The 12,458-nt window shown below is 36.7% G+C and carries 12 protein-coding genes; 6 read left to right on the top strand and 6 right to left on the bottom strand.

The window, feature by feature from the left end; genetic code table 11:
• Positions 1 to 5 precede the first annotated feature (5 nt).
• Positions 6 to 818 carry a hypothetical protein gene (locus tag EGI05_RS15325; RefSeq protein ID WP_134197459.1) on the top strand — a complete coding sequence of 271 codons (813 nt, stop codon included), beginning with the start codon at positions 6 to 8 and terminating at the stop codon, positions 816 to 818.
• Between the two features lie 10 nt (positions 819 to 828).
• Positions 829 to 1,740 carry a hypothetical protein gene (locus EGI05_RS15320; protein ID WP_123263900.1) on the top strand — a complete coding sequence of 304 codons (912 nt, stop codon included), beginning with the start codon at positions 829 to 831 and terminating at the stop codon, positions 1,738 to 1,740.
• Here EGI05_RS15320 and EGI05_RS15315 read toward each other — a convergent pair whose 3' ends face one another.
• The 4 genes from EGI05_RS15315 to EGI05_RS15300 all read right to left on the bottom strand — a co-directional run bounded on the left by EGI05_RS15315 (position 1,741) and on the right by EGI05_RS15300 (position 6,698).
• Entirely contained in the window at positions 1,741 to 3,300 is a 1,560-nt protein-coding gene (locus EGI05_RS15315) for a helix-turn-helix domain-containing protein (protein WP_134197461.1), read from the bottom strand.
• Between the two features lie 16 nt (positions 3,301 to 3,316).
• Complete coding sequence (locus tag EGI05_RS15310; RefSeq protein WP_228428627.1) at positions 3,317 to 3,961, bottom strand: YdeI/OmpD-associated family protein; 645 nt, start codon at positions 3,959 to 3,961, stop codon at positions 3,317 to 3,319.
• The gene (locus tag EGI05_RS15305) at positions 3,936 to 5,075 is read right to left on the bottom strand and encodes a serine hydrolase domain-containing protein (RefSeq protein WP_123263898.1); all 1,140 of its coding nucleotides are present in this window, start codon (positions 5,073 to 5,075) and stop codon (positions 3,936 to 3,938) included. The genes EGI05_RS15310 and EGI05_RS15305 overlap by 26 nt, the downstream gene beginning before the upstream one ends.
• An 81-nt stretch (positions 5,076 to 5,156) precedes the next feature.
• A complete protein-coding gene (locus EGI05_RS15300) occupies positions 5,157 to 6,698 on the bottom strand; it encodes a glycine--tRNA ligase (RefSeq protein WP_123263897.1) in 1,542 nt (513 codons plus the stop codon).
• A gap of 248 nt (positions 6,699 to 6,946) precedes the next feature.
• Between EGI05_RS15300 and EGI05_RS15295 the strand changes: the two genes are divergently transcribed.
• A complete protein-coding gene (locus EGI05_RS15295) occupies positions 6,947 to 7,660 on the top strand; it encodes a pseudouridine synthase (protein ID WP_123263896.1) in 714 nt (237 codons plus the stop codon).
• 60 nt (positions 7,661 to 7,720) lie between these two features.
• Positions 7,721 to 8,743, top strand: coding sequence for a quinone-dependent dihydroorotate dehydrogenase (locus EGI05_RS15290; RefSeq protein ID WP_123263895.1), 1,023 nt, complete (start codon positions 7,721 to 7,723; stop codon positions 8,741 to 8,743).
• A gap of 39 nt (positions 8,744 to 8,782) precedes the next feature.
• Here EGI05_RS15290 and EGI05_RS15285 read toward each other — a convergent pair whose 3' ends face one another.
• Together EGI05_RS15285 and EGI05_RS15280 are read right to left on the bottom strand one after the other, a co-directional pair.
• A complete protein-coding gene (locus tag EGI05_RS15285) occupies positions 8,783 to 9,670 on the bottom strand; it encodes a hypothetical protein (RefSeq protein ID WP_123263894.1) in 888 nt (295 codons plus the stop codon).
• Between the two features lie 16 nt (positions 9,671 to 9,686).
• On the bottom strand, positions 9,687 to 10,931 hold the full coding sequence (locus EGI05_RS15280) for a DUF445 domain-containing protein (RefSeq protein ID WP_123264385.1): 1,245 nt from the start codon (positions 10,929 to 10,931) through the stop codon (positions 9,687 to 9,689).
• A gap of 104 nt (positions 10,932 to 11,035) precedes the next feature.
• Between EGI05_RS15280 and msrB the strand changes: the two genes are divergently transcribed.
• Complete coding sequence (gene msrB / locus EGI05_RS15275) at positions 11,036 to 11,482, top strand: peptide-methionine (R)-S-oxide reductase MsrB (protein ID WP_166668360.1); 447 nt, start codon at positions 11,036 to 11,038, stop codon at positions 11,480 to 11,482.
• Positions 11,483 to 11,611: 129 nt separating this feature from the next.
• Positions 11,612 to 12,373: a murein L,D-transpeptidase catalytic domain family protein gene (locus tag EGI05_RS15270; protein ID WP_123263893.1), complete on the top strand. Its 762-nt coding sequence runs from the start codon at positions 11,612 to 11,614 to the stop codon at positions 12,371 to 12,373.
• The last annotated feature ends 85 nt before the right edge of the window (positions 12,374 to 12,458 follow it).

Raw genomic sequence — 12,458 nt, 5'->3', positions numbered from 1 at the left:
TGGATATGAAAAAAAGTTTAGTATTGATGTGTCTGATCTCTTTTAGCGGCCTTATCAATGCGCAGATTGGGATTAATATGACTTCTCCGGAAGGAATACTTCATGTAGACGGACAGAAAAACACTTCCACAGCATCCCCTTCTACTTATTATGATGATGTAGTGATAACTTCGTCCGGAAAAGCAGGAGTAGGAACAAAAGCACCGAAAACAAGACTGGATATACGATCAGATGAGCACTTGAATGCTATCGGGATTGGTGATACGTCACAAACAGCTTCGGCGGCAAAAGCAGGAGCATTGAGATATAATACAGGAACTCAGGATTTGAGTTACTCTAACGGAACCACTTGGGTACCTTTAGCTCATAAAGCCCCGAATGATTTTGTTGATGCTGAAAATTCTTCAATGCAGAATTTCAGTAGTGGTGTGCAGGCTGCCATTACGAATTGGACCGAAAGGACTGATGTTAATGGCAGTTTTAATTCTTCAACCGGAGTTTTCACGGCTTCAAAAACAGGGATATATATTGTTTCCTTTACATTTTCCCTTGCTTCAGGGGCCATTGCCAATGATTCCCGTTTTGAAAGCTTAATTCAAACCAACTCAACATCTTCTACCACGAATAAAGTGTTCAAATGCGTTGGAAGCTATCCGGGAAATAATACCATATCTAACAGAGTTGCGGGAAACTGCTCGGGAATTTTTAACCTGAACCAGGGAGATAATATTACAGTAAGCCTTACCCAAAGTCTGGGAAGCACTAAAACATTGGATAGCGATGGAACCCTTACATCAGTAAGTATTTTCGGATTATAAAACACAAATGATGAGAAAGAATATTTTTTTAATGATCGTATTATTAAGCTTTACCCATATGTTTTCTCAAATCGGGATACAGACTCCTAACCCAATAGGAATTTTGCATATTGACGGGCAAAAAGATAATCCGGTAACGGGAACTACGTTTACTCCTGCACAGCAAAGTAATGATGTTATTATAACCAACACAGGAAGAGTAGGAGCGGGAACGCTTTCTCCTGCTGTAAAAATGGATGTAAGAAACTCGGGGAACGGAGCTATCGGCTTCGGAACCTCTACCTTAACTGCAGCAGCAGCAGATGAAGGAGCGGTGCGGTATAACAATGGGGTAGAATATTCCAATGGAAATGAATGGCTTCCTTTGCTTACTGCACAGCCGGCAACGAACAAAGTGATTGTTATTGCTTCGAAAACTAACAATAATGTTAAATTGATTACTCCGGCGGCGGTTACAACAACAACGGGTTTGCAAAACCGACAGAGTAATTATCTGGTAAGCTGGACCAAAGCTTTTGAAAGCAATTCCGGGACTAGTTTCAATGCAACAACGGGTGTTTTTACAGCACCTCATAACGGAGTATATGTTGCCTCTTTTACAACGGATTTATCTTCACTGGCTATTAATTATACTGTGGATGCATTAAACCCGATTCAGATTGAAGCGATCTGGCAATTGTATGATAATACGGCAGGTTTAACCACAGCAAATATTGTGAACACAGTAAAATGTGTCAATACCATGTCTTCCAACAGTATCGGAAATATTGATGCAGGAAGTAACTGTACCGCTTCTTTCTATATGACGGCCGGACAAAGATTGATGCCTTATATCTGGTTCAATTTAAATAATTCCGATGTGGCTAATTTTTCTTTGAACAATACAGGCGGCTATAACAACCTTACCATTGCAGAACAGTAATCAGGAAATATCTTCTAATGCTTTTATAAAGGCAGAAGGATGCATTCCTATGATCTTTTTGAATTCAAGCGAAAATGCACTGTGTGAAGAATATCCTGTGATTTCTGCAAGATGATTGATCTTATACTTCCTGTATTGAGGGTCATTTTTAAGGTGATCAACAATGTAGTTGATGCGTAAATGATTAATGTACTGGTTGAAGTTAAAATTCTTATGCTTTTTGATAACTGCAGAAAGATATTTCGTATTTACGTTCAGATCATTAGCCAAATTATAACGTGAAATATTTTTATTATTAAAATGAAGTTTTTCTTCGAAATTTTTCAATCCTTTTAGAATATTTTCCTCTGCTTCAGGGGAAATTTTTATATCTGAAACCGAAGTGTTTTCATCATTTTTGTTGTCTTCTGTAGATTCTTGAGGATCTTCTTCATAGGAAGCCGGAGTAATTCCTTTCTGATAAATTTCAGCAACGATTTTTTTATGTTTTTTCCGGAGTTGCAGACTATTGAAAACTACTATCCCTAAACTAATAACTAAAGCTATACAGGCAATGATCAGACCCTTGGAAATCGTGTAGCTTTCCGTCAGTTTTTCATCAAAATGTTGCTCTTTGGAAGATAAAGTTTGGTTCACCGCCATTTTCTGATTATAGGCTACACTGTCTTTCAGCTCAAGATTTTGTAATCTGTATTTTTGAGAATTATCTTTATCATTTAATTTTCCGTAGGCTTTTTCTAAGTTTTTGGTAATTTCTATTTTTTTCTCGTTAAAATCATACACATCGGCAATTTTTAACGCTTTTTGAAAATAGGAAACCGCACTATCCGGCTTGTTTTGTTCGAAAAATGAAAAACCAATATCATGAAGAATATTGCATTTCAGATAATAATTCTCATTCCCTACTAGAGCAAGGGCTTTTTTAAAAAAAACTTTAGATTGGTCAAACTTTTTAATTTCTGACAAATTATACCCCATATTGGTATAGGCCGAAACAAGCAGTTCATTTCGTCTGGTTATATTGGATATTTTCTGAAATTCCCAGATAGCATTTTTAGAATAATATTCTTTTTTGCCGTATTCGTTCTGATTGAGAAGAATTAAAAAGGAATTATAGATCATTCCCTTTAGCTCATGTCCTTCATCCGTATTGTCATTTTTTACTTCGGAGATCGCATTGTTAAGACTTTGAGAAGATTCTTTCAAGAGGCCTAGCTTTGCATACTGTGTTCCCTGCATTCTGTACGCAAGAGCCTTTCCAATGGCATAATCATTCTGTTCAGAGATGCTCAGTGCTTTCTCTGCAAAGTCCAGGCTGCTTTTTGCATCCGACTTTAGATAGCTGTTGTATGACTTTAAATAATAGGCTTTCGCCAGATACTGTAGTTGATTTTCCTTTTGAGCCGCATCAATAATCTGGTTCAGGACAATTTCCGAGCTATCCGGGTTTTTGGATGAAAGAATTCTCGCATATTTGTATTCTCCCTCAAAATTGTAAGATTGAGAGAAAAAATAGATCGAAATAAAGGAGAAGAAAACGAATAAAACTTTTTTCTTCATTTGTGCTATGTGTTTTTTATTTTTTTTCGTATTTCCAGTTCCGGCCTTTGCCTTCGGCAATCCATTCCAAAGATTGTTCCATTCTTTTATTTCGGGTAGCTTCGGTTTTAGCCTCTGTGATCCACATGATATATTCCTTTCTGAACGAAGGCGATTTGCTTTCAAAAATGGCTAAAGCTTTTTTATTCTGCTGTAACGCTTCCTTAAAATAATCAGGAATTTCAGTTTCCGTTTTTGTGGGTGGAGCTTTCTTCATGGTCACTCCCATATCCGTTAATTCCATTGCCTCAAGAATGGCTTTTTTCAGATGGGATTTTGAAGGAAGGTCTTCCATTTTAGCAATCTTACCTAAACTGAACATCGAGCTTTTCTCAGCATTTGTTTCCAATTCTGTTATAGTTTTCATTTCCCCGTGCAGCCAGAATCCAAGACTGCAGTATTGTTTAAAGGAGGTGATGGAACAAAGGATTTTTCCTTTATACATAAAGGTGGGGAATTTCCACTTGATAGCTTCTTCAACTTCAGGACATACTTCATGAATCGTTTCACGAAGATAATGTAAAATAGGCTTTGCAAAATCCGGAGATTTCTCAATATATTCATCAACTTTTGTGCTGTATTTTTCCATGATTTCCTTAACTAAATAATTGTACAGTTTCATTCACGAGGAATTTTACCTGATCTGGTCTTCCTCTGTCGGTTTTGGGCAGATTATTATAACTACCTGTTCTCACAATCACCATTTTATGTTCAGGAACCATAATAATATATTGTCCCTGAAGCCCCAGAAAATAATAATGTTTAATAGGATTATCGTTATTGACCCAGAACCCCATTCCGTAAATTTCTTCCGATTTTTGAGTAGGAGTTTTCATCTGTTGAATGAAGCTGAGGTTTAAGACTTGCTGGCCATCCACTTTTCCGTCATCTAAAAATAATTGTCCGAGCTTGGCAAAATCTCTGCTGTTAGAATGGATGCAGCAATAGGTTTTTTCCATTCCGTTTTCATCGGTGCTCCATTCGGCATTCTGTTCCATACCTAACGGAATCCAGAATTTTTCAGATAAGTAGCTGGCTAACGATTGTCCTACCGCTTTTTTGACTGCAAAACCCAGTAATTGTGTAGAACCACTTTGGTATTCAAACTTGGTTCCCGGCTCTTCTTTGAATTTGCGTGAAAAGGTAGCTTTCATCAGATCTCTTCCGTAGTAGGCTTTGGCGTTAGGAAGAAACGGGTTCTTATAATCTTCATCCCAGTCTAAACCGGCTTCCATTTGTGCCAGATTTTTCAATGTTAAGCTTTTTCCGAATTCTTTATGCGTAAATTCTTCATAAAAGTCAGAAAAATTTTCATCAATACTCTTTATTTTTCCTTCTTCTAAAGCTTTCCCCAGTAACATTACAGTAACGGCTTTTGCCATAGAAAAGGAATTGGTTTTAGAAAGCTTATGGTAGCCTTTCCAGTATTGTTCATGAACTAATTCTCCATTTTTAATAACCAAAAAAGAGGCTGTATTGGAGCGAATTAGATCTTCAACTAAATTTTTCGGTAGTTCTGTTTTGTTGTAGTCGGGCGATTCCTTCCATGGCTTAGGTATTTTAGTCGGAATACTGTTATTGGAAAAGTATTTTCCATCATCAATATTAGCGCTTAATTTTCCTTTTAGGTATGTTTTTGAAATCCCATTAAAAAGATAGCTATACCCGAAAATGTAGGCGAGGATAACAACAATGATGATGATAATAAGAAAGCTTTGTAAAACTAATAGCCACATGGGTTTCAGGGTTAAATAGATCCAAACAAATCTATTCAAAAAAAGTATATAAAAAAAGCCTTGATTTCTCAAGGCCTTATGCTATATTTTTGAAAGTATATTTCTGAAATTGGTTTTCTCATCAATGATCCTTCTCAGCTCTGAAACCGGAACTCTTTCCTGTTGCATTGTATCTCTGTCCCTAATGGTAACAGTATGATCTATAAGAGAATCATGATCTATTGTAATACAATATGGAGTACCAATTGCATCCTGTCTTCTGTAACGTTTTCCAATCGCATCCTTTTCTTCATAGAATAAATTGAAATCATACTTCAGATCATTGAAAATCTTCTCTGCATATTCAGCTAAACCATCTTTCTTCATTAAAGGAAGAATAGCAGCCTTCACAGGAGCTAAAGCAGGTGGAAGAGATAAGACTGTTCTTTCTGAACCGTCTTCTAATACTTCATCTCTTAGACAATGGGAGAATAATGCTAAAAATAATCTGTCTAAACCTACCGATGTTTCCACAACATAAGGAACATAGTTTTCATTTCTTTCAGGATCAAAATACTGCAGCTTTCTTCCTGAGTATTTTTCGTGAGCTTTTAAGTCAAAGTCTGTTCTGGAGTGGATACCTTCCAATTCTTTGAATCCGAAAGGGAAGTTGAATTCAATATCAGCGGCAGCATTAGCATAATGTGCTAATTTCTCATGATCATGGAATCTGTAGTTCTCATCACCCAAGCCAAGAGCAAGGTGCCATTTTAAACGCGTCTGTTTCCATTTTTCATAGAATTCAAGTTCCGTACCCGGAGCTACGAAAAACTGCATTTCCATTTGTTCGAATTCACGCATTCTGAAAATAAATTGTCTCGCAACAATCTCATTTCTGAAGGCCTTTCCGATTTGTGCAATACCGAAAGGAAGTTTATGACGGGAAGTTTTCTGAACATTCAGGAAATTCACGAAGATGCCTTGAGCCGTTTCAGGTCTTAAATAAAGATCCATAGCGCTGTCTGCAGAAGCCCCTAATTTAGTCCCGAACATCAGGTTGAATTGTCTTACGTCCGTCCAGTTCTTGGAACCTGTATCCGGATCGGCAATTTCAAGCTCTTCAATTAAGGCTTTTACATCAGCAAGATCCTCATTTTCTAAAGACTTGGCCAGCCTTGAAAGAATGGCTTCTCTTCTGGCTCTGTATTCCAACACTTTTGGATTCGTGGCAACAAATTGATCTTTATCAAAAGCATCACCGAATCTTTTGGCTGCTTTCTCGATTTCTTTATTCTCTTTATCTTCAATTTTGGCACAATAATCTTCTACCAGAACGTCGGCTCTGAAACGTTTTTTAGAATCTTTATTGTCAATAAGAGGGTCATTGAAAGCGTCTACGTGGCCTGATGCTTTCCAGGTAGTGGGATGCATAAGGATTGCTGAATCAATACCCACAATATTTTCGTTAAGCTGTACCATCGCTTTCCACCAATATTGTTTGATATTATTTTTAAGTTCAGCACCGTTTTGCCCATAATCATAAACAGCGGATAAACCATCGTAGATCTCACTCGAAGGGAAAATAAAACCATATTCTTTAGCGTGAGAAATCACTTTCTTGAAAACATCTTCTTGCTTTGCCATAATTTTTTTGCGTCTGAATTTGCAAAAATAGGAAATTGGATTTCAAATTCATGAGATTCAACAAAAAAAGCACTAAATAAAAGCTCAAATATTTACATTTTAATTTTAGGAGTCGGGAACCTGCTTTCGCTGCTTGCTTTTCCGGGTTTGAGTTGCGGCGGCTCAGCCGCCGCAACTCAAACCCGGAAAAGCGTTCAAACATGCTGCTTAATCAGAGCCAATCAGTCTAAAATTTCTACTTTTGTTCCATGTTAGAAATTCTTTATCGGGACGAGTATCTTATTGCCATTAACAAACCTAGCGGATTATTGGTCCATAAGTCATTTTATACGGGAGAAGCAAGTGAATATGCGATTCAGAAGCTTAGGGATCAAATTGGGCTAAAAGTGTATCCTGTTCATCGTTTGGACCGAAAAACTTCGGGTGTTTTGCTGTTCACTTTAGATAAAGATACATTGAAGATCATGAGCGATCAGTTTGTAGCAAGAGAGGTTGAAAAAAAGTATATTGCCATTCTAAGAGGCTGGACAAAAGAAGAAGAAACCATCGATTATGATTTAGTGAATGAAAACGAAGTCAGACAAAATGCAATCACTTATTATCGTCGTTTACAGACATCGGAAATAGATTTACCTTTTTTAAAACATCAGACTTCCAGATATTGTCTGGTTGAAGCTATTCCGGAAACAGGACGGTTTCATCAGTTGAGAAAACATTTTAAACACATTTTGCATCCAATTTTAGGTTGCCGAAAACATGGTTGCAATAAACAAAATAAGTTGTGGCTTCAAACATTTGGCATTAACAAAATGACGCTTCACGCCCATCAATTAGTTTTTAATCATCCCGTTACTCGTGAAAAAATGATCCTTAATGCCTCCATTGATGATGAATTCAAAAGAGTTGCGGATATTTTAGGCTTCGATGTAAGTTCTTATGGCAATGAATCTGATTATTCTTAGTCAGGTGGTTGGGTTTACACTCTCAATTAAAATAATTATCTTTGTACTCCAAAAAAAGGCATGTACAAAAACCTGATTCGCCCCATTCTTTTCAAATTTGATCCGGAAAAAGTTCACTATTTTACTTTTTCAATGCTTAAAAATTTCTCTTTTTTCACGAAGCTTTTTCTTCCGAAACCTATTGAAGACAAAAGACTGGAAAGAGTGGTATTCGGGTTGAAATTTAAAAATCCGGTAGGCTTAGCAGCAGGTTTTGATAAAAATGCAATGCTGTATAATGAACTGTCTGATCTTGGTTTCGGATTCATAGAAATCGGGACATTAACTCCAAAAGCACAACCCGGAAATGATAAAACAAGGCTTTTCCGTTTAAAGGAAGATGCTGCGATTATCAATAGAATGGGTTTCAATAATGATGGAGTAGATGCCGCAGTAGAACGCCTTAAAAAGAATAAAAATGTATTGATAGGCGGAAATATCGGGAAAAACAAAGTGACCCCGAATGAAGAAGCGGTCAATGATTATAAAATCTGTTTTGAAAAGCTTTTCCCTTACGTAGATTATTTCGTGGTGAATGTAAGCTCGCCAAATACTCCCAATCTTCGGGAGCTTCAGGATAAAGAGCCTTTGACTCAGCTTTTGGGAACTTTACAGCAGATGAATGTTGAAAAAGCCAATCCCAAACCGATTCTTCTGAAAATTGCTCCGGATTTATCGGATGATCAGCTTTTGGATATCATCGATATTGTGAAGGAAACTAAAATTGCAGGGGTTATTGCTACTAACACAACCCTTTCGCGTGAGGGATTGATTTCTGAAAATAAATCTGAGATGGGAGGACTTTCCGGGAAACCTTTGACGAAAAGATCTACGGAAGTGATCCGTTTCCTTTCTGAAAAAAGTAACAGAGCATTTCCTATTATCGGAGTAGGAGGAATTCACTCTGCTAAGGATGCTATTGAAAAACTGGATGCGGGAGCAAGCTTAGTCCAGTTGTATACAGGATTTATCTATGAAGGACCTGAGTTGATCAATGAAATCAACAAAGAGCTTTTAAAAAGAGCCAGCCGATTACCGAGATAATTAAAGATATTGGAAGAGGGTCAATTTGATTCTCTTTTTTTATTTCGATTTTACTACGGAAGCATTTTTCATATCTACAGTGAGTGTTGTATAAGCAGGAGAAGTCGTAGTTTTTTTAATATTGAATTTTATTACTTTCGGATCTTTGGTTTTTGTTTCCGTAGTATCATAAATATTGGTCAGGCAGCTTTCCGTAAGAAATTCTTCATATCTTTTATAATTCCAGTCTTTGGTAAAATAAAGCACTCTATAGCCTTTTTCACCATCACTGGCGCCGCACATCCCGCAATAGTTGAAATTAGATGCTCTTTCAAAATATAAAAGGATCCTGTTTCCGTTGTTATCTGATTTATATGATATTAATTCATTGCCCCCATATCGGTCAATGATATCGTAGGTGTTGATTTTCTTATTATTGGGAAGGATAAGATAATTATTATACCGGTAAATCATATTGTTCTTGGTAAATAATTTGGAAGGATGTACTTTGTTTTTCATATAAAAGTGGCCTGCAACTTCAACACTCTCATTGTTGCTTGTAAAATCCAGGATTTCTTTAGGTTTAAAGGTTTTTGCAATACTGTCCACTTTTTCAATGGAACGGGGTGAGGTAATTTTATCCTGGAAAGCCTTAAAAACCTGTTTCTGTTTTCCTCCGAAATGATAGAGATATAAATTTCCGTAATCGTAAATGCCGGACAAGGGAATCTTTTTCTGATACTTGTCATAATAGTACCATCCGTCCACAAAATGCTGATATTGGCTGCAATCCACAATCCCGGTGTAGTTTAATTGCATGGTAACGGGCATCCCGGCTATTTCTCCTCTAAAAATTTGTGAAGAATCAGTAACACTTTTAAGCTCAATTTTCTGACAGAGGAAAAACGCAGAATAGAATGAAACAAGTACAATAAAGATTTTTTTCATGGTTTGGTGGTTAGTTTTAAATAAAAAAATGGGCAATCGTATAGATAATCAATCCGACTAATCCACCGACTAAAGTTCCATTTACCCGAATAAACTGGAGGTCTTTTCCCACTTCCAGTTCCAGTTTCTCACTCAGTTCTTTACCTTTCCAGTTTCCTACCGTTGAGCTGATGAGGTTTCCAAACTGATGGGTGTTTTTCAGGATATATTTGTAAGCGGTAACACGTACCCAATGGTCAATTTTATTCTGTAGATTTTCATCTGTTTTCAGGTTTTGTGAAAACTCATTCAGGTTTTTGGAAATATAGTTTTTCAGAGCAGATTGTTCTTCCTGAAGTTCTTTCATCAATGTTTTTTTAATAGAAATCCAGATGTCGTTGGAATATTCATCCAGTTTTTCGCTTTTCAGAAGACCGTTTTTGATGTTTTTAAATTCATCATTCCATTTCGGGTCTTCTTTCAGGTCAATAGAAAATTCGTGGATTTTTTTAGTGATCAAAGCTCTGATCTCATGTTCCGGATCTTCTTCAATCTCTTTAAAAAAGTCGGATAAACCGGAAGCAATTTTTTCGGCAATTTTATTATCTACAAATTTGGGAATGAAGGTATAGCTTCCTTCACTTACTCTGTTTTTGATCATTTCATCATTTTCAAGAACGTAATCTTTAATTTGCCTTGAAAGATTGGTGATAATCCTTTGATGATCATTTTTTTCCAGAAGATAATTGATTCCGTTTCCAATAATCTTATTGAGTTGAATATCATCTGTCATTTCCGAAACCTTTTTACTGATAAAATGGCTTACGGTAGAATCATCCAGTTTATTGAGAATATCAAGGACAATATCCGAAAGGTTTTGAATTAAAATCTCTTGATTTTTTTCTTTGGCGAGCCACTCTCCCACAAAGTTAGACACTTTCAGCTTTTGAATGTAAGGACGGATATTTTGAGGCGAAAGAAAATTATTTACTACAAAACTTCCCAGGTTATCACCCAGTCTGTGTTTGCTGTTTTCAATGAGATTGGTGTGTGGAATAGGCAGTCCTAACGGATGACGGAATAATGCTGTAACGGCAAACCAGTCTGCCAAAGCACCCACCATTGCGGCCTCGGAAAAAGCACGGACATAACCTATCCAATGAGAATCATTTGTTTTCTGGAGGATCGTCATGACGATAAAAATGATTGCCATCAACACAAATAATCCTGTGGCGAAAGCTTTATATTTTCTTAGCTGTATTCTTTTAGCTTCATCATTCATATTCTCAAATTTAGTAAATTTGGTTATGAAATTTTTGATTTCAATAGTATTATTCACATTTCTGCAAACGTGTGCACAGCAGCCCATCTATCAAAATCTCATCTATGGAAAATAAAGATGCAAAAAACAATCCATACTATTCCAGAACAGATACAACTCCACTCAATGTTTCTAACGAAGAATGGAAAAAGATACTTCCTTCCGATTTATATGCTGTAGCAAGAGAAGCGGCTACCGAAAGAGCTTTTACCGGAAAATACAACGAGTTTGATGAAACCGGAGAATATTATTGTGCCGTTTGCGGCAACCATTTGTTCCGTTCCACTTCAAAATTTGCCAGCAGCTGCGGTTGGCCGAGCTTTTTTGAAGCTGATAAAGAAGGCGTATATTATAAAAGAGATCTGACCTACGGAATGGATAGGGTAGAAGTACTTTGTAAAAGATGCGATTCTCATTTGGGACATGTTTTTGATGACGGTCCGAAGCCTACAGGATTAAGGTATTGCATGAATTCCATAAGCCTGGAATTTGTCCCGGATGCACAAAAATAATGCTCTTTAATTCACAAAATCAGGAAGTTAAAGTTTCTTAAATTGAGTTAAACTTTGTAGACTTATTGGCCTTCATTATCATGTAATTTATAAATTTGCTCCGCTTATTTGAATTTAACATAATAGTGAATGAAGGGATTATATAGTTTATTAGGTGTTGTATACATGGTCACAACGTCGTTTTACCTTTCTCCAAAAAAGGAATTAACGGCGAAAGAAAATATCAACACCACAAAGATTGAAAAATTAGTAGCAGACACGAAATCTGAGAAGACAGCTCATTCAGCATCTTCTGCAGAAGATTTATACCACTCGATTGCATTTGAGCCTAACCACGAACTGAATTACGAGGTTTTCTCAAAAGCATTAACGGGATTTGAAAATTTAAAAAAGGCAGGATTGCTGAACCAGGAATCGCACTTATTAACCATTTGCGATTTTTCTATGTCTTCGAATACCAAGAGACTTTGGGTAATAGATATCAATGAGAAAAAAGTTCTTTTTAATTCATTGGTGGCTCACGGAAAAAATACGGGCGAAGAATTTGCGACGAATTTTTCAAACACGGAAAGTTCGTTGCAGAGCAGCTTAGGATTTTATATCACGGATGCCACGTATAATGGAGATAACGGGTTTTCTTTAAGGTTATTGGGGATGGATAAAGGATTTAATGATGCGGCCTACAGAAGAGCCATCGTAATGCACGGAGCGGATTATGTAAGTGATGAGTTTGCGGCGGTACATAAGAGAATAGGGAGAAGCTGGGGATGTCCTGCTGTGCCGAGAGATCTTACACAGCCAATCATTAATACGATCAAAGGAAGAAATCTTCTTTTCATCTATTACCCGGATCAGAATTATCTCTCCAAATCGGAGTGGCTAAAAGCTTAAAAATTAAAGCAGTCCAATCGGACTGCTTTTTTATTTAGGATTATTCTTTTTTATTATTCTGACGAAATCTTTTAACCTTTTAATT

Source organism: Chryseobacterium daecheongense (assembly GCF_003729955.1).
Taxonomy (GTDB): Bacteria; Bacteroidota; Bacteroidia; order Flavobacteriales; family Weeksellaceae; genus Chryseobacterium; species Chryseobacterium daecheongense.
Note: the sequence above shows the minus strand (reverse complement) of the source record. Positions and strands in the feature narration are given on the sequence as shown.